Origin of the sequence: Streptomyces luteosporeus, assembly GCF_039532865.1 — a bacterium.
Classification (GTDB): domain Bacteria; phylum Actinomycetota; class Actinomycetes; order Streptomycetales; family Streptomycetaceae; genus Streptomyces; species Streptomyces luteosporeus.
Genome location: NZ_BAAASL010000003.1, coordinates 309242 through 330882, shown reverse-complemented (window position 1 = coordinate 330882; position 21641 = coordinate 309242). Strand labels below are relative to the sequence as shown.

Annotated in this window: 19 protein-coding genes; 7 read left to right on the top strand and 12 right to left on the bottom strand. The window is 74.0% G+C overall.

Annotation, left to right across the window (positions count from 1 at the left end):
* Window positions 1-8 precede the first annotated feature (8 nt).
* Window positions 9-1937 carry a radical copper oxidase GlxA gene (gene glxA, locus ABD361_RS05435; protein WP_344433554.1) on the bottom strand — a complete coding sequence of 643 codons (1929 nt, stop codon included), beginning with the start codon at window positions 1935-1937 and terminating at the stop codon, window positions 9-11.
* A 12-nt stretch (window positions 1938-1949) separates the two neighbouring features.
* A complete protein-coding gene (locus ABD361_RS05430; protein WP_344433553.1) occupies window positions 1950-3713 on the bottom strand; it encodes a glycosyltransferase family 2 protein in 1764 nt (587 codons plus the stop codon).
* A gap of 272 nt (window positions 3714-3985) precedes the next feature.
* On the opposite strand from ABD361_RS05430, the gene ABD361_RS05425 reads away from it, so the two are divergent.
* From ABD361_RS05425 to ABD361_RS05415, 3 genes are all read left to right on the top strand, one after another.
* A complete protein-coding gene (locus tag ABD361_RS05425) occupies window positions 3986-4216 on the top strand; it encodes a hypothetical protein (RefSeq protein WP_344433552.1) in 231 nt (76 codons plus the stop codon).
* A 235-nt stretch (window positions 4217-4451) separates the two neighbouring features.
* Window positions 4452-4781 (top strand): DUF6233 domain-containing protein, encoded by a 330-nt coding sequence (locus ABD361_RS05420; protein ID WP_344433551.1) that lies wholly within the window; start codon window positions 4452-4454, stop codon window positions 4779-4781.
* Window positions 4782-4847: 66 nt separating this feature from the next.
* Window positions 4848-5753: a hypothetical protein gene (locus ABD361_RS05415; protein WP_344433550.1), complete on the top strand. Its 906-nt coding sequence runs from the start codon at window positions 4848-4850 to the stop codon at window positions 5751-5753.
* Window positions 5754-5813: 60 nt separating this feature from the next.
* Here ABD361_RS05415 and ABD361_RS05410 read toward each other — a convergent pair whose 3' ends face one another.
* Complete coding sequence (locus ABD361_RS05410; protein ID WP_344433549.1) at window positions 5814-6245, bottom strand: hypothetical protein; 432 nt, start codon at window positions 6243-6245, stop codon at window positions 5814-5816.
* A gap of 124 nt (window positions 6246-6369) precedes the next feature.
* Window positions 6370-7797 carry a HEAT repeat domain-containing protein gene (locus ABD361_RS05405; RefSeq protein ID WP_344433548.1) on the bottom strand — a complete coding sequence of 476 codons (1428 nt, stop codon included), beginning with the start codon at window positions 7795-7797 and terminating at the stop codon, window positions 6370-6372.
* Between the two features lie 245 nt (window positions 7798-8042).
* On the opposite strand from ABD361_RS05405, the gene ABD361_RS05400 reads away from it, so the two are divergent.
* The gene (locus tag ABD361_RS05400; RefSeq protein WP_425583154.1) at window positions 8043-9341 is read left to right on the top strand and encodes a PP2C family protein-serine/threonine phosphatase; all 1299 of its coding nucleotides are present in this window, start codon (window positions 8043-8045) and stop codon (window positions 9339-9341) included.
* Window positions 9342-9363: 22 nt separating this feature from the next.
* On the opposite strand, the gene ABD361_RS05395 is transcribed toward ABD361_RS05400, so the two are convergent.
* On the bottom strand, window positions 9364-10845 hold the full coding sequence (locus ABD361_RS05395) for a DNA-binding protein NsdB (protein ID WP_344433546.1): 1482 nt from the start codon (window positions 10843-10845) through the stop codon (window positions 9364-9366).
* A 234-nt stretch (window positions 10846-11079) separates the two neighbouring features.
* On the opposite strand from ABD361_RS05395, the gene ABD361_RS05390 reads away from it, so the two are divergent.
* From ABD361_RS05390 to ABD361_RS05380, 3 genes are all read left to right on the top strand, one after another.
* On the top strand, window positions 11080-12183 hold the full coding sequence (locus ABD361_RS05390; protein WP_344433545.1) for an aminoglycoside phosphotransferase family protein: 1104 nt from the start codon (window positions 11080-11082) through the stop codon (window positions 12181-12183).
* 305 nt (window positions 12184-12488) lie between these two features.
* On the top strand, window positions 12489-14501 hold the full coding sequence (locus ABD361_RS05385; protein WP_344433544.1) for an N-acetylmuramoyl-L-alanine amidase: 2013 nt from the start codon (window positions 12489-12491) through the stop codon (window positions 14499-14501).
* Between the two features lie 145 nt (window positions 14502-14646).
* Complete coding sequence (locus ABD361_RS05380; protein WP_344433543.1) at window positions 14647-15684, top strand: serine protease; 1038 nt, start codon at window positions 14647-14649, stop codon at window positions 15682-15684.
* Here ABD361_RS05380 and ABD361_RS05375 read toward each other — a convergent pair.
* From ABD361_RS05375 to ABD361_RS05345, 7 genes are all read right to left on the bottom strand, one after another.
* On the bottom strand, window positions 15681-16181 hold the full coding sequence (locus ABD361_RS05375) for a hypothetical protein (protein ID WP_344433542.1): 501 nt from the start codon (window positions 16179-16181) through the stop codon (window positions 15681-15683). The two genes, ABD361_RS05380 and ABD361_RS05375, sit on opposite strands and share 4 nt — an antisense overlap.
* Before the next feature lie 80 nt (window positions 16182-16261).
* A complete protein-coding gene (locus ABD361_RS05370; protein WP_344433541.1) occupies window positions 16262-17107 on the bottom strand; it encodes an aminoglycoside 6-adenylyltransferase in 846 nt (281 codons plus the stop codon).
* Window positions 17108-17174: 67 nt separating this feature from the next.
* Window positions 17175-17414 carry a DUF397 domain-containing protein gene (locus ABD361_RS05365; protein WP_344433540.1) on the bottom strand — a complete coding sequence of 80 codons (240 nt, stop codon included), beginning with the start codon at window positions 17412-17414 and terminating at the stop codon, window positions 17175-17177.
* 77 nt (window positions 17415-17491) lie between these two features.
* Window positions 17492-18658, bottom strand: a complete 1167-nt coding sequence (locus ABD361_RS05360) for a thiolase domain-containing protein (RefSeq protein ID WP_344433539.1) — start codon at window positions 18656-18658, stop codon at window positions 17492-17494.
* Window positions 18655-19737, bottom strand: coding sequence for a lipid-transfer protein (locus ABD361_RS05355; protein WP_344433538.1), 1083 nt, complete (start codon window positions 19735-19737; stop codon window positions 18655-18657). The genes ABD361_RS05360 and ABD361_RS05355 overlap by 4 nt, the downstream gene beginning before the upstream one ends.
* Entirely contained in the window at window positions 19734-20690 is a 957-nt protein-coding gene (locus ABD361_RS05350) for a Zn-ribbon domain-containing OB-fold protein (RefSeq protein ID WP_344433537.1), read from the bottom strand. Before ABD361_RS05350 ends, ABD361_RS05355 begins: the two co-directional genes overlap by 4 nt.
* 31 nt (window positions 20691-20721) lie before the next feature.
* Window positions 20722-21522 carry a crotonase/enoyl-CoA hydratase family protein gene (locus ABD361_RS05345; RefSeq protein ID WP_344433536.1) on the bottom strand — a complete coding sequence of 267 codons (801 nt, stop codon included), beginning with the start codon at window positions 21520-21522 and terminating at the stop codon, window positions 20722-20724.
* Window positions 21523-21641 lie beyond the last annotated feature (119 nt).

Sequence of the window (21641 nt, the reverse complement as noted above, 5' to 3'; positions counted from 1 at the left end):
GGCGGCCGTCACCGTACGTGCACCCAGGCCGCCTTGGACGGGGTGCCGGCGCGGTCGGTGAGGAAGAGCATGTACCAGCCGGCCGGGACGAGTGCGGGATCCTCGGGGATGGTCACCTTCAGGGTGCCGTCGCGGGCCGTCAGGGGCAGGGCGACGGAGCGTTGCTCGACGTCGGTGGCGTGGGTGACGGCGCTCGGGCGCATCAGCCGGGCGGCGACCGCGCGGCGGGCGTCGGCTCCGGGCAGGGCGAGGGTCGCGCCGCGCCCGGTCTCCAGGGGGCCGGTGCGCAGGGCGGGGCGCTGGTCGCGGTAGAGGTAGGGCGGGGTGTAGACCTCGATGCGCTGTTCGAAGGTGCCCATGACGCTGTCGTCCTTGTCGGCGAACAGCGGGTTGGAGCCGAAGACGGCGATCCGTCCGTCGGGCAGCAGCAGGGCCTCGGCGTGGTAGTCGCGTCCGACGGTGGGCGCGGCCGCCCGGCGGAAGCTGTGGGTGCGCGGCTCGTAGAACTGGGCGCGCAGGATGTCGGAGCCGCGCTTGCCGCGGTAGTCGCCGGAGCCGCCGGTGGTGAAGACCCGGTCGTCGGGGGTGAGGACGGCGTTGAGGTAGCGGGTGCCCTGGGGCAGGTCGGGGCCGGGGGTGTAGCGGGGGGCGTCGGCGGTGAGGTCAGCGATGGCGGTGCGGCGGGTGGACGCGTGGGACTCCCCCACCCCGCCGCCGCCGAGGATCATCACCTTGCGGTCCTGGGCGGGGGGCAGCAGTACGGAGGCGGAGGTCTCGGTCATGTCCGCGTCCTCCAGGCCGGGGACGGGCAGGAAGGTGTTGGTCTCCAGGTCCCACACGCCGGGGGTGCGGCCCTTGTCGGCGGGCCCGTAGCCGGCGTTGGAGCCGGAGTAGAACAACTGCCCGGCGCCGGTGAGGAAGAGGGCGGGGTAGGTGGGGAAGTACCGGTCGGGGCCCGGTGACCAGGTGCGGCTCTCCGGGTCGTAGATCTCGTTCTTGCCGGGGATGATCTCGCCCATGTCGTCCAGGCCGGAGACGGTCAGGACGCGGCCGTCCTCCAGGGTGACGAGCGTGGGGTACCAGCGGGCCTCGGCCATGGGGTCGACGGGCACGTAGCGCTCGGCCACGGGATCGAACTCGTAGGCCTCGCGCAGCCCCTGGAAGTCCTTCTTGTCCAGCCCCAGCTTGGCCGCGAGCCCGTAGACGTCCTGGGCGGCGCGGCCGGCCAGGCCCTTGACGCGGTACTGGTCGGCGGTGTGGGTGATACCCGTCTCGCCCTCGGTGACGGCCTCGACGTAGACGCGTGCCTGGGCGGCGGTGACGGTCACCTGCTCGCCCTTGACCGTCTTCTTCGCCCGGGGCACCAGGACGGGGAACTGGGAGCGGTACTCCTTGCCGGAGGAGCCGACGAAGACGGTGCCGGCGGGCAGCGTGCGGGGGGCGTCGGGGTTCTCGTTCTTGACGAGCATCGCGCCGCCGGCCCGCTTGACGTCGCCGGTGAGCTTCTCGTAGCGGGCGGTGCCTCCGGCGACGAGCAGACGGCCGTCGGGCAGCTGGGCGTGGCCGGCGCAGAACATGTCCTTGGGGGTGCGCACGCTGGTGAAGGTGTTGCGCACCGGGTCCCACAGGACGCTGCGGAAGGTGCCGGCGCGGAAGTTCTTCTCGTCGTTGCCGGAGCCGGCGATCAGCAGCACCTTGCCGGTGCGCAGCAGGGCGGCGTGGATGGCGTTGATACGGAAGCCGCCGGGGACGTCGACGAGGTCCCAGTGCCCGTAGCGGGCCTTGTAGGAGGGCTGGTTGATGGTGTACTCGTGCCAGGCCCGCTCGGCGAAGCCGGCGGCCGCGGGGCCGTTGGCGGCGAGCAGCACCAGCACGCCGGTGGTGGCCAGCAGGGCCTTGCGCGTCCTGCGGTCGCGGATCCTCGCCTTCACGTCCATTCGTCCCACCTCTCATCCCGCCTCGTTCGCGACGCCCGTCCGTTCCTGCCGCAGTCCGGCCTGCCACACCAGGTAGGGGCCGAGCGCGGTGAGCATGGCCAGCAGGGCCCACAGGCGCATGGCGGGGTGGGCGTGGCCCAGCGGCCAGGAGGCGATCAGGGCCGCGAGGAACAGCGCCGCCCAGGCCAGGTGGGTGCGGAAGGTGGCCGGGCGGTCGGGGCTGGCGGATTCTCCCTTGGGGGTGACCACGAAGCGGGAGCGGCGGCGAAGCAGCGCCTGGCCGAGCGACTGGGCGTACACCGGCGCGGCGAGGGCCGACATCAGCATGCCCGCGGCGCCGGAGGAGCCGGCCGGTTCGTGGGGGCTGACGTTGTGGCGCCGGTTCCACAGGTACAGGCCCACCTGCAGGGCGGCGGCGTCGCAGTAGAGCATCAGCCACAGGGAGGACTCCACGGTGATGCCGGAGGCGCCCAGGACGAGGAAGAGGACGCAGGTCAGGGCGCCCAGCATCCAGGTGACGGCCGCCATGGGGTAATAGGCGACCATGAAGGCGTAGTTGAGCAGCCGGCCGGGTGACAGCTGCCACATGGCCTTCCAGAACTGGTGCATCAGGGTCTCGTAGGTGCCGCGCGACCAGCGCAGTTGCTGGCTGAAGAAGTCGGTCCAGGTGGAGGGGCCCTCGCCGACGGCCAGCACGTCGGGGGTGTAGACCGACTTCCAGCGGCGGCCGGTGGCGGGGTTGCGGCGGCGGTGGATCTCCAGGCCGGTGGCCATGTCCTCGGTGATGGAGTCGTACAGCCCGCCGATCTGCCGCAGGACGTCGATGCGTACGCAGTTGCTGGTGCCGACGAACATGGGCGAGCCGTAGGCGTTGCCCGCCCGTTGGATGAGGGCGTGGAAGAGGAACTGCTGGCTCTCGGCGGATTTGGTGACGGCGGTGGTGTAGTTGCCGTAGACCTGGGGACCGACCACGAAGGCCACGTCGGGGTCGCGGAAGTAGCCCATCATGCGTTCGAGGAAGTTGGGCAGCGGCACGTGGTCGGTGTCGACGCAGGCCATGAACGCGTAGTCGTCGCCGTGCGCGTCGAGCCAGGCGTTGTAGTTCCCGTGCTTGGTGCGGGCACGGTAGGCGCCGGAGGGCTGGTTCCAGCGGTCGACGCCCTTGCGGGAGAAGTGCCGTACGCCCAGGCGTTCGCACAGCCGCCGGGCCGCGGGGTCGTCGCCCTCGTCCAGCAGCCACACGTCCAGCGGCCCGTCGTGATGGATGCGCACCGCCCCCTCCAGCGTGGCGCGCAGCATGGACATGGGCTCCTTGCCGGGCACGAAGGTGGTCAGGAAGGCCACTCGCGTGCCGGGCTGGGGGCGTACGGGGACGGGGTCGCGGGCCACCCAGGTGGCGTGCGCGTTGGAGGCGACGTTGACGGTGCGGAAGAGTTCGATCAGGGCGACGGAGGCGAGCATGAGCCGGTCGCAGCAGTGCTCCCAGTCGCTGACGTAGGGCCGCTCCAGCCAGTGGCCGGGGGAGATCAGCCACAGCAGCAGGGTGAGGGAGAGCAGGGGGGCGGCCGCCACCAGCAGCCGTACGCCGATCCCACGGCCGGGGCCGTGGTCGAGCAGCCGCCGGTAGCGCACGCGGTAGCCGTCGGCGGGGGGTTCGGTCAGTTCTCCGGCCAGCCGGCTGAAGCGGGGATAGTCGTAGTCGGGGGCCGCGGCGTCCGGCGGCCGCTGCCCGGGCCGGCGCGTTCCGCGGCCCTGGCCGGCCCGCCCCGGAGGCACCTTCGTGAGCCGGGCCGAACTCGCCGGACGGGCCGGAACAGCCACCACGCACCCCCGGTCGCTGAAGACGGGCCGTGAATCGACACCGATGGGAACAAGTCCGGTGAACGTAACAAAGGGGACCTTAAATCATGTGATGAACACACCGAAGCGGATGTCACATCACCTGCACAGCGCAGGACTGGGGGCGTTCGCCCGGGTGGCCTAGAATTGCGGGATTCCTCCGTTCACCCCGGACGCGGGCAGCCGTACGGACCCAGGAGGGGACAGCCGTGAGTGCGTTCGCCGAAGCGATGCGGGAACGGGTGCGCAACGCCCGTGCCGCCCTGGCGGCCGCCCGGGCCGCCGGGGACGTCTATGCGGCGGCGGTCGCCGAGGACGAGCTCGACGACGCCCTGTGGCTGGCCCGCGCGCACGGCGTGGAGACCGGCCCGGCACCGGAAGAGGAGCCCGGCCCCCGGCCCGTCCCCCCGGAAAGCGGGGGCGTTCACGAGGACGGGTGATAACGGAATGGCCAAGGGCCGGACCGGCAGGGTATGGAGCGCGGCGCCGGGCGAGTAGACCACCGTCCTATGCCACCGCTCCCCCACGGCGCCGGAGCTGCGGTTCGTGCGACAAGCCGATCATTGCCTCGTGCAGCAACCGGCCGCTCCGGCCGGTCAACTCGCAGGTCAGCACCGCAGGCCAATGCCCGGAACCCGGTTCGCGGACCATGCCGCGCTGCTACTGTCGCGCGTCATGGAGACGCTCTTCACCCCTGAGGAACTCGTCCGAATCGAGGCAGCCGCTCAGGAAAGCGGCATCTCCCCGCGCGACTGGGTGCGCGAAGTGGTGCTCCAGCGCCTGAAGGGCGAGTGGCGCCACGACATGGAGGACGCCGTCTGGCCCGTCACCGTGCACCGCCGGCCCGGCGGCACCCTGCAGGAACTGCACCACGCCGGCTGCTGGGTGCCGCGCGGCGGGGAGGAGACCCTGACCACCGCCGAGGCCCGGGCGCGGGCCGCCGAGTACGACGTCCGCTTCTGCGACGCCTGCGAGCCCGAACGGTTCCTGGTCCCCTACGAGTGACCACCCCCGCCGCCCCCGTTACGCTGTCCATTTCAAGATCAACGAAGTGGGTGGGGGAAGTACGGCATGAGGATATGGACGCGCCTCACGGGGTGGGCGACCGTGCTCACGGGGTACGCGACCGTCCTGCTCGGCGTGGTCCCGTTCCGGGAACTACCGCCCAAGCGGCATCAGTTGCTGCTGCTCGGAGCGAGTGCCGCCTGCGCCGCGTGCTGGCTCCTCGCCTCGGCCCTGGCCCGCGCGCGCCGGCGCGCCGCGCTGCGCCGCAAGGCCTGGCGCCGGCGTTACGAGCCCGGGCCCGAGCCGCGCCCCTCCCGGCTGCTGTGCTGGGTCCTGGGCTTCGGCATCGCCCTGACCAGCGGTGCGGCGCTGTGCCAGGGGGTGGGCCCGGACGGGGCGGAGGGCAAGTGGCTGGCCCGCGCCCAGCGCGCGGGCGGCGGCACCCACGAGGTGGACGTCGTGCGCGTCGCCGGCCAACCCCGGCCCACCGGGCGGGAGATGAACGACATCGACGAGTACGCCACCACGCTCGTGGTCAGCGTCCCCTTCCCCGACGGCGACCGGGACGTCACCGTCCCCGACGTGCACACCAGCGGCAGGCCGGAGGCGGGCCGCACGGTGGAGGTCGTCTACGTGCCCGACCGGCCGGAACTGGGGGTCCGTCAGTCGCCCGGCAACGACCTGGACACCTTTGCCGGGCGCATGATCGTGCTGCCGGCGATCTGGACGCTCACCCTGGCCGCCGGCCTCGTCACGAGCATCGCGCTGTACCGCCGGGAGGCCGGGGTGCGCTACGCGCGCCGCTTCGAGCCCTGGGTGCACCTGCCCGCGGCGGTCGTCCTGCTGTGCGGCGCCGCCCTCGTCGTCCCGCTGCTCATCGGCTTCCCCGCCACGCAGACGGGCTGGTACCTGGCCACCGGCTCGGCGGCCACCCCGTGGCTCGCGCTGACCTGGGTGGCCAAGAGCAGCTGAACGCGCCGAGCCCCCGCCCGGGGGGCGGGGGCTCGGCAGGCAGCGGCCGGCGCGCGGCCGTCAGGTGCGGCGGCGCCGGAAGGCGCGGCGGATCAGGAAGATCGCGATCACGATCAGCGCCACCACGAACAGGATGGCGAGGATCACGATCACCAGCAGGGCCGTGCCCAGCCGCTTGAAGAAGCCCTTCTTTTTCTTCTTGTCCTTCTTCTTGTCCTTCTTCTCGCTCTTGCCGGCCAGCGTCGTGTGGTCGCCGTGGTGGGCCGAGGCGTGCGACGCGGCGGGAGCGCCGTGGTGGGCGCCGGCCTCGACCGCGCGGTCGCCGGCGGAGGCCACGGCGAGCGCCGTGCTCGCCTCGCGCGGCGCCGGCGCGGCGGCGGCCGCGGCGGGCGTGGCCAGCAGCACGGCCCCCAGGAAGAGGGCGAGCAGGGCGGAGACTCTGCGCGCCAGGCTCCCCCGGTACGGTCCGTCGTGCTTGCGGTCGTGCGTCATCCGCGCCCCCTGTGTCCGGTGCTCTGGCTGTGGTGCCGTGGGTTCGTGCCGCCCCGCGGGCGCGGGGCGGCCCCCATTATCGGCATACGGTCGCACTGCCCAGCAGGGCGCATGCCCGCACCCCTCACAGCGCCGGTGCGTCCGGCTCGAAGCGGCCCCGCACCGCGCTCTGCACCTCGGCCTCCTCGGCCGGGTCGGCCGCCAGGCGCCGCAGCTGCTCCACGACGCGGGCGTCGGCCGTGGTGGCGTGGTGCGCGGCGAGCTCGCGGGTGGACTCCTCGCAGTCCCACAGGCACTCGACGGCGAAGCCGGTGGCGAAGGAGGGGTCGGTGGCGGCCAGGGCGCGGGCGGCCCGGCCCCGCAGGTGCGAGGAGGCGGTCTCGCGGTAGACGTGGCGCAGGACGGGCGCGGCGCAGCCGATCTGCAGCCGTCCGGCGCCGTCGACCAGGTCGAACAGCACGGGCGCGTCGCAGCCCTCGGTGCGCACGGTGCGGCGCAGGGCGCCCAGGACGAGCGCGGCGTCGTACTGGGCGCCGCGGCAGGCGAGCATGCCGGCGGCGGCGGCGCCGAGCGCGTCGGGGCGGTGGATCCAGGCGCGGGCGCGCTCCAGGGCGGCCGCGCTGCGCATGCGCTCGAACGCGGTGACCGCGGCCCCGGCGACCAGCGGGGCCGGGTCGTCGGCGGCCGCCTCGATCAGGTCGAGGGCCTGGGGGTCGTGGTGCTCGGCGAGGTAGCGCAGGGCGGTGGCCCGGGCGGCCTCGCCGCCCCGGCGGGCGGCGTCGATGATCTCCTCGCGGTCCTCGGGGCCGGCGACGGCGGTCAGGCAGCGGGTGGCGGGCACGTGGCGATGCTGGGCGGGGTGCTGCTCCAGGCCCGCGTCGGCCCACTGCAGCACCTCGCGCACGCTCCAGCCCGGGCGCGGGCCGGAGGGGCGCAGCTGGCGCTGCCAGCGGTCGAAGGAGCCGCGCTCGCGGGCCGCGCGGACGCGGGCGGCCAGGGCCGGGAAGCGCTCGTCGTCGGCCCACAGCCGCCAGGGCCGCGGTTCGAAGGCGTCGCGGACGGCGGTGGTGAGCGCGGCCTCCCCCTCGGGGGTGTGCGGGAACCGGGCGAGGACGGGGGCGCACAGGCTCAGCAGCCCGGCGTCGTCGTCGCGCAGGGCCAGCTCGTCCAGGGCCCAGGCCCAGTTGCCGCCGGTGGCGGCGTAGCGGCGCAGGAGCGCGAGGGCGTCGGCGCGGCCGTAGGAGGCGAGGTGGCCGAGGACGGCCAGGGCCAGGCCGGTGCGCTCCTCGGCACCGTCCAGCAGGTCGCCGGGGGCGAAGAGGTGCTCCTCCAGCGCCCCGAGGTCACCGTCGAGGTCCAGATACAGGCGCGCGTAGTAAAGGGAGCGGTTCTCCACCTGCCAGTCGCGGCGGGGGTCGCGGAGCACGCACTGGTTCAGCGCCTCGAGTGCCTCGGCTCGGGAGGCCGCGAGGGCGTGCAGGGTCCCGTCGCCGCGGCCTCGCTGCAGGAGGCCGAGCAGGGTGCCACTGGGCGCTATGTCTGGATCGAACATGGGGTCAGCATCCGGTGCGGGGAGTCGGCTGGCAACGGGATTTCCTCACGGACGGCATTCTTGCCGCGCTCCACCGCCTCCATGCCTGGTGAGCTGTGGGAACCGTGGTCCTCCCGAGCGCCGCAGCCTACCCGGAGCTGGGCATTCCGCCGAGTGGCGCCGGAAATGTCACAGTGATACCTCGGGCATATGCCTCAAGCATCACCGGTACGGGTATTGCCAAAGGCCCCCCGGGCGCTCGCTCCCTGTGCCAGAGTCGTCACGTCGAGCCCCGCCCGGCCCCGGCCGGAAGGGGCCGACGCCACCCGGCAGCGCCGGCCGGGGGAGCAGCGCCCCGCTTCGTATCGGAGTACGTGATGCCGTCCCCACTGTCCGCGAACCGACCCGCCACCGCACCGCCCGGCGGTGGGGGCGGCGCGCCCGGCCCGCGGGCCGGCAGCGCCGAGTGGAACTTCCTCACCGACGAGGCCCTGTGGTCCGACGAGCTCTTCGAGCTCTTCGGCCGGCGGCCGGCCGAGGGCGCACTGACCCTCGATGAGCTGCCCTCCTGGCTCCTGCCGCAGGACACCCCCGTGCTCACCGCCATGATCACCGGTTGCCTGGTGGACGGCCGGCCGATCGACGGAGAGTTCCGCATCATGCGCGCCGACGGCGCCGTGCGCAGGATCCACATGCTGGGCGAGCCGGTCCTCGACGCCGACGGCTGCGCCGTCTCCCTGTGGGCGGTGCTGCGCGACCTCGGCGCCGCCCGGCGCGGCCCCGTGGAGGTGCCCGCCACCCGTGACCCGGCGCACCGCCCCCGGGCCGCGGCCGCGCCCCGCACCGAGCAGCACCGGCTCGCGGCCGAGCTGCAGGAGGCCGTGCTGCCCCCGTGGCGCGGCGCGCTGCGCCTGCCGCAGTGCGCGCCGGCCGCCGGGGCGCTGGAGGTGGCCGGGCACCACTTCGCCGCCGCCGGCGGCCCGGCCGGGGGCGACTGGTACGACGCCCTGGAGCTGCCCGGCGGGCGGACCCTGCTGACCGCCGGCGGCCTCGCCGGCAGCGGGGTGGCCACGGCCTCGGCCATGGCGATGCTGCTGGGCGCCGTGCGCGGCATGGCCGTCTCCGGGGCCGAGCCGGGTCCGCTGCTGGGCTGGCTCAACCACCTGCTGGAGGCGTCCGCCCAGCCCGCCCTGGGCACCGCGGTGTGCTGCCGCTACGAGCCGGACTCCGGCACGCTCCTGTGGTCCCGGGCCGGCCATCCCGCCCCGCTGCTGTTCCGCGACGGGGCGGCGCGCGCCCTGCGGCAGCCGGAGGGCGTACCGCTGGGTGCGGTGGCCGACGCGGCGTACGCGCAGTCCGAGGAGCACCTGCGGCCCGGCGACGTGCTGCTGCTGCACACCGAGGGGCTGGCGGGTGCCGCCTGCGAGGAGCGGCTGCGCGCCCTGGCGCCGCGGTTCGCCGCGGCGGCGGGTGCGCAGGAATGCCTGCGGGCGGTGCTGGAGGAGTTCGGCGGGGGGCAGCGCGAGGACGACGCCTGCGTGCTGGTCGCCCGCGCCGGCTCCTAGCGGTCTCCCACGGGGAGCCGTCTCACACGGGGAGGGTTCCCTTCCTGGCCCGGCCCGGCGCCTTGGGCAGCACCCGTTCGAGTTCCTCGCGCAGGTCCGCGATCGTGGCGTACCCGGAGTACTTGCCGGTCAGCCGGTACATCTCGCGCAGCCGGTCCCAGGTGCGGTGCGAGGAGTTCTCCTTGATCGTGCTCAGCGCCATCCGCGCGAAGGTGTCGGCCTGCTCCGGCTCGCCTCCGATGAAGCAGGCGGACGCCATGGAGATGTAGTCGAAGATCATGGACCGCTGCTGCACGGTGCCCGCCCGCAGCTCCAGGGCCCGCCGGGCGTGCTGCTGGGCGACCGCCGCGGCCGAGGGGTCGTGCTCGGCGAGGGTGCGGTAGGCCAGGGCCTGCATCCCGTGCAGGTCCGCCTCGTCGAACATCTGCATCCAGTCGGGCGGCGGCACGTCGCCCTTGTCGGCGACGAAGAGCTCCTCCGCCTCGCCCAGGGTGCGGCGCATGGCCTGGCCGCGCCCCATCGACGCCTGCGCCCAGGCCTCCACGGTGCACAGCATGGCGCGGGTGCGCGGCAGGGCCTCGTCACCGGCCCCCTTCTTCGCCAGCGCCATCAGGTCCAGCGCCTCGTCGGGCTTGTTCAGGTGGACCTTCTGGCGGGCCGCCCGGGAGAGCGCCTCCCCGGCCCGGGGCCGGTCCCCGCCCTCGCGGGCGGCGTGGGCGGCGATGAGGAAGTACTTCTGGGCGGTCGGCTCCAGGCCCACGTCGTGGGACATCCAGCCGGCCAGGACCGCCAGGTTGGCCGCCACCCCCCACAGCCTGCGCTGCAGGTGCTCGGGGTGGCGGTACTCCAGCATGCCGCCCACCTCGTTGAGCTGGCCGACCACCGCCTTGCGCTGGAGACCGCCACCGCGGGAGGCGTCCCAGACGCGGAACACCTGCACCGAGCGCTCCAGTGCCTCGACCTCCATGGAGCCCACCGGCGTGGCCTCGTAGCGGTCGAGCCCGGCGGGCTCGACGCGCAGGGGGTCGTCCATGCGGGGAGCGTCCGTGGCGAGGACGGGATCGTGGTGCAGCCAGTCGTGCATCGCGCTGCTGATTGCTGAGCCTGCGGCGAGCGCGGCGCCCGCGCCCACCAAGCCGCGTCGGTTGAGCATGAGGTCCATTCCCGTGAATTCGGTGAGGACCGCGGCGGTCCGCTCGGGCGGCCACGACAGTTTCTCCGAGGACTGGCCCCTGCCTGCCCGTCCGCGCCGACCCAGTCCGAGGTCCTCGATGGTCACGACACGGCCGAGTCGCTCGGTGAAGAGGGCCGCCAGCACCTTGGGCACGGGATCGCGGGGGCGTTCGCCCATGTCGATCCAGCGCCGCACCCGCGAGGTGTCGGTCGCCAGCTGCGGGTGGCCCATGGCCGCCGCCTGCCGGTTCACGAGCCTCGCGAGCTCGCCCTTGGACCAGCCGGCCAGGCCGAACAGATCCGCGAGGCGGGTGTTGGTTTCCCTCGTCACGTCAAGCCCCCAGGTTCCTCGGCTGACTTGACCGTACTCGCGCCGTCATGGGCCGGGCGAGTATTCGCCAGGCTTCGCCAGGGTGCGCCACATGGTGTGCCACCCGCGGTCGGGTGTGATGTAGAAATGCGCAACCCCGGCCACCCGGAAGCCCGACCGCATTCCCCAGGGTGCACGACGGCTCCGGTGCCGGAAGCGCGGCAATTCGCCGACACGAAGGGATCCGTAACGCCCATGTATGCAGCATCGGCCTCCGTGTCCGCTCCCTCCCGGCCGCCCCGCACCCAGCAGGGCGGCGGGCCGTACCTCGACCCCTCCCACGCCGTGGGAGCCGCGTTCGGGGGCGGCCGGGGACGGCGGGCCCCGGGGCTCGGCGCCCAACCGCTCAGCGGGAGAATCGACTTGTCCGGCCCCCAGGGCGCCCAGCTGCGCACGGTGATCTCATCGGTCCATCGGATCTGCCCGGAGTTCAATCCCGTTCAGGTGCTCCGGCGCAGTGCCCGCTCGATCCTGCTGGTCGGCACGACCGGGCGCAGCACAGCGGTGGCCAAGTGTTTACTGGACGAGTCGCCCGCGGCCGTCGAGCGGTTCCAGCAGGAAATAGCCGCGTACCGGGCGTTCGTCCGGCACCGTCCGCCGGTCCGGGTGCCCCGTCTGATCGTCGCCGACCCCGACCAGGGCGCGCTGGTCATGGAGCGGATGCCCGGGCGGCCGGCGGCCCTGCAGCGGCATCCGGTCGACACCCTGCCCCGGGCGGACGTCCGTGCGGCCCTGGGGGCGGTGTGCCGGGTCAACCTGTGGCGGCCCCCCGCCGGGTTGTTCGACATGCCGCTGGACTACGGCCGGCGCATCGCCCGCTACCACGAGCTCGGTCTGCTGACCGACCGGGACATGGGCGACCTGCAGAAGCTGCTGCACGGCCTGGCGCACGTGCAGGGGCAGTTCTGCCACGGCGACGCCCAGCTGTCGAACGTGCTGCTCTCGCCCGCCGGCCCGGTGCTCGTCGACTGGGACAACGCCGGCTGGTACCTGCCCGGGTACGACCTGGCCACGCTGTGGACCGTGCTCGGCGACGCTCCGGTGGCGCGGCGTCAGATCAGCCAGCACGCGCAGGCGGCGGGGCCCACCTCGCGGGACGCGTTCCTGGTCAACCTGATGCTGGTGCTCACCCGGGAGATCAGGGTGTACGAGACGGCGGTGCAGCGGGCCCTGCAGGAGCCCGCGGCGCCGGGCGCCACGCCGGAGTCCGGCGAGGAGCAGCGGCTGGTCCTGCGGCGTCTGCACGACGACTGCGCCATGGCCCGCCGGGCCGTCCGGGCGGCCGTCGGCACCCGCTGAGCGGCGGCTGCCCGGCGGCACCGGAACGCCGCACCGCCGACCTGCGGCGTGTCGCGCTCGCCCGTCCGGGCGAGCCGCCGGGCACCGTGCCCACCGACGCCCGCGCCGGGAAACACCCGGCGCGGGCGTTGACGCGTCCCCGGCCGCCGCCCCAGTCTGATGACCGCCACTCCCATGGGATTGACGGATCGTCTGCCGGGCCGGGGGCTCTTGATAGGTTCGGTCCGCAGGCTGATCGCGCACGCTTTTCTCCCGTTCCCCGTGCCCTGCCGGCCGCGGGAACGGCCCGTCTTGAGGAGGCCGCCATGCGAGGATCCGCCCCGGACGCCCCGACCGCCCTGCGCAGAGGCCGGCGAAGAAGCCGCCGTGCGCTGCGGGCGGCCGGCGCGGTGGCGTCGGCCGCCCTGTTGCTGCCGGTCCTGGCCGCGGGGCCCGCCGTGCCCGCGGAGCCGGGCGGTGCCGGCGTGCTCCAGGAGCAGTTCGCGGCCGCCGCCGCCAAGTACCACGTGCCGGGCAGCGTGCTGCTCGGCGTGTCCTATATGGAGTCCCGCTGGGACTCCCACGGCGGCGCGCCGAGCGTGACGGCCGGGTACGGGCCGATGCACCTGACCGACGCCACCACCGCACTGGCCGGTGCCGGGCACCCCGGCGATCCCGGGGAGGACGCCCGGGGCGACCTGGCCCGGCCGCGGTCGGCCGGCGGCTCGGCGGCCTCCGCGACGGCGCCCGCGGCCGGGCCGGCCGCGGTGCCGGCGCGGCTGCGCACCCTGGAGCGGGCCGCGGAGCTGACGGGGCTTGGGCCGCGGGCCCTGCGCGAGAGCACCGCGGCGAACGTGGAGGGGGGTGCGGCCCTGCTGGCGGCCGAGCAGAAACGTCTCGGTCTGCCGCTCAGCGGGGACGCCGCCGACTGGTACGCGGCGGTGGCCGGCTACTCGGGCGCCTCCGACACGGCGACGGCGACCACCTTCGCCACTGACGTCTACGACGTGATCCGCACCGGTACGCGGCGCACCACCGACAGCGGCCAGCAGGTCGTCCTGCCTGCCGCGCCCCGCCTCGCGCCGCGCACCGGGCAGCTGCGGCTGCTGGGGCTGACCGAGCTGCCGGCCGGGCAGACCGAGTGCCCGGCCACGGTGGCCTGCGAGTCGATCCCGGCCCCCTACCAGCAGCTGGAGGGCAAGGACTACGGCAACCACGACGTGGCCGACCGTCCGCGCTCGCAGAAGGTCGACTTCATCGTCGTCCACGACACGGAGGGCACCTGGGAGACGACGATCAAGCTGATAAAGGATCCGACGTACGTCTCCTGGAACTACACGATCCGCTCCGGTGACGGGCACGTCGCCCAGCACGTGGCCACCAAGGACGTGGCGTGGCACGCGGGCAACTGGTACGTGAACGCCAAGTCGGTCGGCATCGAGCACGAGGGGTTCCTGGCCCAGCCCACCGCCTGGTACACGGAGGCGATGTACCGTTCCTCCGCGCGGCTGGTGCGGTACCTGGCGCAGAAGCTGGGCATCCCGCTGGACCGGCAGCACATCCTGGGCCACGACAACGTCCCCGGCACCACCCCGGCCACGATCCGCGGCATGCACACCGACCCGGGCCCGTACTGGGACTGGGCGCACTACTTCGAGCTGATGGGCAGGCCGCTGCACGCCACCGCGAGCCCGTTCAGCGGGATGGTGACCATCGCCCCCGACTACGCCGCCAACAAGCCGGTCTACACCGGGTGCGCCAAGCCGGGCGAGACCTGTGCCGCGCACGGCTCGAGCGCGGTGCGGCTGCACACCGCGCCGCGCGACGACGCGCCGCTGGTCAAGGACGTGGGCCTGCACCCGGACGGCAGCCCCTCGACGACCGACGTCAACGACACCGGGGCGCGGGCCACGACCGGCCAGCAGTTCGCGGTGGCCGGCCGGGAGGGCGGCTGGACGGCGATCTGGTACCTCGGCCAGCGGGCCTGGTTCAAGGACCCCTGGTGGTCCCCGGCGGCCGTGGGCGCCCACGGCAAGCTGGTCACCCCGAAGGAGGGGCTGGCGCAGATCCCGGTGTACGGGCGCGCCTACCCGGAGGCCTCGGCGTACCCGCAGGGCGTACCGGTGCAGGCGGTGACCCCACTGCCGTACAAGCTGCTCGCCGGGCAGGCGTACGTGCTGGGGGCGACGTCGCCGAGCGAGTACCTGTGGGCGACGACCTTCGAGCCGGCGGGGCACAAGGTGATAAGGGGCAAGGACGTCTACTACGAGATCCAGTTCGGGCACCGGGTGGCCTTCGTCAAGGCCTCCGACGTACAGGTGCGCCCCTCGAACTGGTAACCGGCCGCCCCGTAAGGGGCGCGCTGCATCCGCCGGCCCGGGGGGATCTCGTCCTACGTCGCATACTGCCCGGCCGGGACCAGCCTGGACGAACTGATCCATTTTTGTTCGATGCCCCTGTCGTGGGGGAAGGATCACCGGTGACGTGGGGAAGATCCCCTCACAGGACGTCGACCGACCGGGGGTAACAGTTGAACCGATTATGGCCGGGCACCGCGCGCGCGGGCGGTGGACAGAGGTTCTCGCCCTGCTCGGGGCGGTGTTGGCAATGATGTGCGGCACGGTGTCGACCGCGTCGGCGGCCGCCACCGCGCCCAACCCGATCATCGGGGGCTCCCCGGTGACGGATGCCGCCGCTTACCCGTGGATGGCCCAGGTCCAGTTCGTCGGTCCCGACGGGCGGTTCAGAGGGGCGTGCGCGGGATCCTTGCTGGACCGGCAATGGGTGATCACTGCCGGGCACTGCATCGGACAGAAGACCACCATCCGCGTCCAGCTGGGCACCATCGCTCGCAAGACCAGCACAGAGGGCAGCATCGGCGTCGCCCGGACCATCCGTCACCCCGGCTTCCGTGAGTCGGACCCCATTCAGTACGACGCGGCGCTGTTGCGACTCGAACAGCCCGTCACCTTCACCCGGACCGTCCAGCCCATCGCCCTGCCGAGCAACCGGCTGGTGCGCTACCCCGGACGCCTGATCACCGCCGGATGGGGCCTCACCAACGAACAGGGAAAAACCCTCCCCGAGACGCTGCAACAGATCACGCAGCGGGAGGGAACCCACTGCTACCGAAGCCCCGGTATCAACCGCGGCATGCATGTCTGCACCCTGATACGGAACCACAAGGCCACCTGCTATGGCGACTCCGGCGGCCCTCTGATGCACAAGCACCACGGCCGACTTGAACTCGTCGGCCTCACCAGCGGAATCGTCGGCAAGTACGAGTGCGATTCAGAAGGACGCGAAGACTACTTCGCCCGCGTGTCCGGCATGGTCGACTGGATCCGACAGGTCACCGGCCTTCCACAGCACGAGGCGACGGCTATCGGGAAGCCACGTCGGCCGGTCTCGGGGGCCCGGCCAGGCCAGTCCTCACCAGGGGGAGAGAGCAGCTCACCAGCGCACGACCACACCAACGAGTCGACTGCCCACCCGTCACAGCAAACACCGTTGCAGTACTAGCCCGCCTGGAACATCTCCGCCGGCAGCGGCTTCAGCAGCTGGTAGAGGTCGTCGGTGATGGGCCGGTCCCAGCTGGCGATGGTGACCAGCACGCCGTCGCTGCGGTCGAACTGGGTGCAGGAGATCCGGCTCTCCGAGCACTTCAGGCGCCGCACGATCAGCAGGTTGTCCTCGTGCATGACCGGCACGTCCTCCGTGCCCACGACGTGCACCGGCTCGTCGTTGCCGAGGGCGGCGAGCAGCTGGGCGACCTCGAAGGGCACCTGGCCCTCGGCGAGCTCGCGGGCCGGGGAGCCCTCGGGCAGATTGCCGATGATCATCGCGGGGCCGCGTCCGCCGAACAGGTCGTAGCGGAGGAAGACCCCCTGGCAGCTGCCGTCGGGCGCGGGCAGCAGCCCGGCTCCGAGGTCGCCGGGCCAGTCCCCGGGATCCATGGCGAGGACGTCGAAGTCCGGCCCGGTGGGGGTGGCGGCGCTGCGGCGGCGGAGGAAGGACATGCCCACATCGTACGTGCCCCGCCCGCCCGTGTGCGGCGGGGGAAGGCCGTACGGCCGCCGGGTCGCACCGGCGGCGGTTCCTACAGCTGCGGGAGGGCGTCGAGTGCGGCGCGGACGGCGCGTTCCGCCGTATCGGGGTACGGGAAGCCGTGGGCCGCGGCCACCTCGCCGGCCAGCTCGGCGAAGAGGCCGGCGGTGGCGCGGGCGGCGCGCAGCATGTCGGGCACGGTGAAGGCGCCGAAGGTCTGCGGCAGGCGCTCCCATATCCCCGGCGCCGCCCATTGGCGCATGCGGGTGCCGCCGTACCAGACGTCGTGGCCGGGGCCGTACCGCGTCAGGGCGTGCCACTCGATCATGGTTTCGAGCAGCTCCTTGGTGGTGCGGTCCCGGGAGGCGGCGACCCACAGCTCGCCGCGGGCCAGGTACCGCGGCAGGTGCGCCGCCTCGAACCAGAACTCCTCGCACAGCTCGGAGAACTCCCCGGCCCCGGGCAGCGGCGCCGGTGCCCGCCCGGTGGGCGCGGGCAGGGCGGCGGCGGCCCCGTCGGGGTCGTGGAGCACCTCGTAGCCGCGTGCGTGCAGGTCGTCCAGGCCCTCCTCGGCCATCAGGGCCAGCCGGGCGACCGGCACGACCTGGAAGTCGGCCTTGGTGCCGTCCTCGAAGATCACCAGCCGGGCGGGGTTGTCCCACGGGCCCTCCAGCCCGACCGAGACCAGCACCGGCCCGAACGCGCCGGCCCAGTCGCCGGACCGCGCGTAGGGCTGCGGGTCGGTGGTGTACAGCTCGATGTCGTGGTCGGAGACGGCGTCCGCCGTCCCGTCGCGCCGGGCGCGGGAGCCCGTGCGCAGCACGGCCCGCACGTCGTCCCGTGCCCGCGCCCACTCCACCACGCGCAGGACGATCTCTTCACCGGCCGGGGATCCCATGCCCACGACCCTACGGGACGCCACCACAGCGCCCCGTAGCGGCCCGGCACGATCCGCCGGGCACGGCCTACGTGAGGTCGAACTCGCCGTCGCGGGCGCTGAGGACGAAGGCGCGCCACTCCCCCGGTGAGAAGATCACCGCCGGGACGCCCGGGTCCCGGCGGTCGCGCATGGCGACGAAGCCGTCGACGAAGGCGATCTGGACGTTGCTGCGCCGGCCCTGGCCGCTCGACTGCCAGGCGGCCCCGGCGAGGTCGAGCTGGGGCCGCGCGTCGCCTGCCAGTTGTTCAGTCGTGCTCTCCGCCACGTCCGCGCTCCTCCCGGCTCGTCGTCCGCTCCACACTAGCGAGCCGTGCGGGTGCCGCACAGGCCGCGCGTACGGCTTCAGGTCGTGGGGGCATCGGCGCCCACCAGCCACATGGCGAAGAACTGCGCGCCGCCGCCGTAGGCGTGGCCGAGCGCGCGACGGGCGCCGGGTACTTGGTGTTCGCCGGCGCGGCCGCGGACCTGCAGGGCGGCCTCGGCGAAGCGGAGCATGCCGGAGGCTCCGATGGGGTTGGTGGAGAGCACGCCGCCGGAGGGGTTGACGGGCAGCTCGCCGTCGGGGGCGGTGGCTCCGCCGGCGGTGAGCTTCCATCCCTCGCCCTCGGCCGCGAGGCCCAGGTTCTCCAGCCACATCGGCTCGTACCAGCTGAAGGGGACGTACAGTTCGGCGACGTCGATCTGCCGGCGGGGGTCGGTGATGCCGGCCTGCCGGTAGACGTCCGCGGCGCAGTCGCGGCCGGCGCGGGGCGAGACGAAGTCCTTGCCGGGGAAGAGGGTGGGCTCGCTGCGCAGGGCGCCGCCGTGCACCCAGGCGGGCGGGTGCGGGGCGCGGGCGGCGCCCGCGCGGTCGGTGAGCACCATCGCGCAGGCCCCGTCGGAGGAGGGGCAGGTCTCGGCGTAGCGGACGGGGTCCCACAGCATCGGGGAGGCCAGGACCTTCTCCAGGGTGATGTCGTGCTCGTGGAGGTGGGCGAAGGGGTTGCGCAGGGCGTTGCGGCGGTCCTTGAGGGCCACCAGCGCGCCGACGTCGGCGGGGGCGCCGGTGCGGCGGATGTAGGCGCGCACGTGCGGGGCGAAGAAGCCGCCGGCGCCCGCCAGCAGGGGCGGCTGGAAGGGCACCGGCAGGGACAGGCCCCACATCGCGTTGGACTCCGACTGCTTCTCGAAGGCGACGGCGAGGACGGTGCGGTGGACGCGGGCGGCGACCAGGTTCGCGGCGACGAGGGCGGTGGAGCCGCCGACGGAGCCGGCGGTGTGCACGCGCAGGACGGGTTTGCCGGCGGCGCCGAGGGCGTCGGCGAGGTGGAGTTCGGGCATCATGACGCCCTCGAAGAAGTCGGGGGCCTTGCCGATGACGACCGCCTCGACGTCGGACCAGGTCAGTGCGGCGTCGCCGAGGGCGCGGACGGCGGCCTCGCGGACGAGCCCGGCGAGGGAGACGTCGCGGCGGGCCGCGGCGTGGTGGGTCTGGCCGACGCCGGTGACGGCAACGGGTTCCTTGCTCACGGCCGTTCACCCTCCCCTTCCAGGACGGCGACGAGGTTGTGCTGCAGGCACGGCCCGGAGGTGGCGTGCGCGAGCGCGCGGCCCGCCTCGCCGCGGTGGACGCGGGCGGCCGCCTCGCCGATGCGGACGAGGCCGGTGGCCATCACGGGGTTGGCGCCCAGCGCCCCGCCGGAGGGGTTGACGGCGGCGTCGTCGGCCAGGCCGAGCACGTGACGCAGGATCACCTCCTGGTGGCTGAACGGAGCGTGCAGCTCGGCGACGTCGACGGGGGCGTCGAAGGCACCTGCGCGCCGGGCGGCGAGCCGGGTGGAGGGCGAGTCGGTCAGGTCGCGCACGCCGAGGGCCTGCGGCTCGATGCGGTGGTCGATGCCGCGGATCCAGGCGGGGCGCGGGCACATCCGCCGGGCGGTGGCGCCCTCGGCGAGGACGACGGCGGCGGCGCCGTCGTCGGCGGGCGCGCAGTCGGCGGGGCGCAGGGGCGCGACGACGTACTGCGCGGCGTCGCCGCCGCCTCCGGGCGCGGGGCGGGGGGCGACGTGCGGGTTGGCCCGGGCGGCGGTGCGGTTGCGGGCGGCGACGGCGGCGAGCTGCGCCTCGTCGGTGCGGCCGGCGTCGATGAGGGCGCGGGCCTGCAGGGCGGCCAGGGCGACGGAGTCGGGCCACAGGGGGGCGACGTAGTAGGGGTCGAGCTGGCGGCCGAGGACGTCGCGCAGCGGGCCGGCGGAGGGCTTGCCGTGGGCGTACACCAGGGCGGTGTCGGCCTCGCCGGTGAGGATCTTCACCCATGCCTCGTACAGCGCCCATGCGCCGTCGGTCTCGACGTGGGACTCGGCGACGGGCGGCCAGGCGCCGACGGCGTCGAGGGTGAGGGTGAAGGAGAAGGGGCGGCCGGCGAGGTAGTCGCTGGAGGCCGAGCAGGTGAAGTCGGCCTCGCCGGGGGCCAGTCCGGCGGCCCCGAGGGCCTCGGTCAGGACGGGCAGCAGCAGTTCGGCCTCGGACAGTTCGGGGACGGCGCCGCGGTGCCGGCTCTGGGCGAAGGCGACGACGGCGACGTGGCGGTCGTACGGGTACGGCGTCACAGGAGCCCCTTGTAGGTCTCGTACGCGGCGTCGGGCTCGCCGGTGGGCCGGTAGTGGTCGGGGTGGCGGCCCTCGCCGCTCCAGACGGCCTCGACGCGCAGGCCCATGCGGACCTCGTCGCAGGGGATGCCGGCGATGCGGCCGTGGAGGGCGAGGTCGGCGCCGTCGAGGGCGATGTGGGCGTAGACGTAGGGCACGTCGATGGGCAGGTTCTTGGCCTTGATGTCGACCACGCAGAAGGTGGTGACGGTGCCGCGGGGGCCGACCTCGACCGCCTCGGTGGTGGCCACCCCGCAGGTGGGGCAGGCGCCGCGGGGCGGCACGACGACCTTGTGGCAGGCGGGGCAGCGTTCGCCGAGGATCCGGTGGGCGGCGAGGGCCTGCAGGTGACGGCTCTGGGCGCGGCCGGGGCTGTAGGTGTAGGTGAGGCGGGCGGGGGCGGTGATGCCGGTGACGAGGTCGGGGAAGGCGCCGGTGTGCGGGCGGGGGACGGTCCGGTCCACGGGCTCGTCGCAGGGTTCGAAGCAGGCGATGTCGGTGATGGCGCCGGTGCGTTCGGCGGCCCACCGGACGCGGACGCGCAGGCCGGTGCGGACGGCGTGCGGGCCGGGGGCGTCGAGGGCGTGCAGCAGGGCGGTGTCGGCGCCGTCGAGGCGCACCAGCGCCCAGGCGAAGGGGGTGGACAGGGGCTGGCCGGGGCGGGGGTCGGGGTTCCAGGCCCAGGTGGTGACGGTGCCGGTGGCGGCTACTTCGACCAATGCGCCGAGGTCGCCGAGCTCCTCGGCGGTGTCCGGGTCGTACTCCACCGGCGGCACCAGGACCCGGCCGGCGGGGGTGCGCACGCCCAGGACGGTGCGTTCGCGCAGGCCGGTGAGGAAGGCGCGCTGGACGGGGCCGAGGGAGCGGGTGAAGGGGAACTCCACGACGAGGGGCGCGGTGAGGTGGTCGGGCACGGCCGTTGCCCTCCTTCTCTCGGGTGCGCGCTCAGGCGCGCCGGTAGACGGCGGGGCGCTTCTCGGCGAAGGCGCGGGCGCCTTCCTTTGCGTCGTCGGTGTCGAAGACGGGCCGGCCGTGGTCGAGTTCGAGGGCGAGGGCCTCGGGCTCGGGCAGGCCCTCGGCGGCGAGGACGGCCGCCTTGACGGCCTCGACGGCGAGCGGGGCGTTGGCGTTGACGAGGGCGGCGGTCTCCAGGGCGTGGTCGAGGGCGGTGCCGTCGGGGACGACGCGTCCGACGAGCCCGATGCGCTCGGCCTCCTCGGCGGTGTACGGGCGCCCGGTGAGCAGCATCTCCAGGGCGTGGGTGCGCGGGATCTGGCGGGGCAGGCGGACGGTCGAGCCGCCGATGGGGAACAGCCCGCGGCGCACCTCGAAGAGCCCGAAGACGGCGCTGCGGGCGGCGATGCGGATGTCGGTGCCCTGCAGGATCTCGGTGCCGCCGGCCACGCAGGGCCCCTCGACGGCGGCGATGACGGGCTTGCGGGGCCGGTGGTGGCGCAGCATCGCCTTCCAGTGCAGGTCGGGGTCGGCGCGGAAGCGGGCGCGCACGTCGTCGTCGGCGGGGCCGGCGCCGGCGAGGGCCTTGAGGTCCATGCCGGAGCAGAAGGCGCCGCCGGCACCGGTGAGCACGACGGAGCGGACGGAGTCGTCGGCGTCGGCTTCGAGCCAGCCGTCGTAGAGGCCGGCCAGCATGGGCAGCGAGAGCGCGTTGCGGGCCTCGGGCCGGTCGAGGGTGAGCACGAGGGTCGCGCCGACGCGCTCGACGGTGAGGTGTGCGGTGCCGGTCATGTCTCCTCCCGGTCCGTTGCAGCATGTTCCGGTGAAGCGTGTCCGTGGAGCGACTTCCGTGGAGCGACTTCCGTGGAGCGTGTCCGTCAGGGTGCAGGAGGCGGGGGCGGGGTTCAATA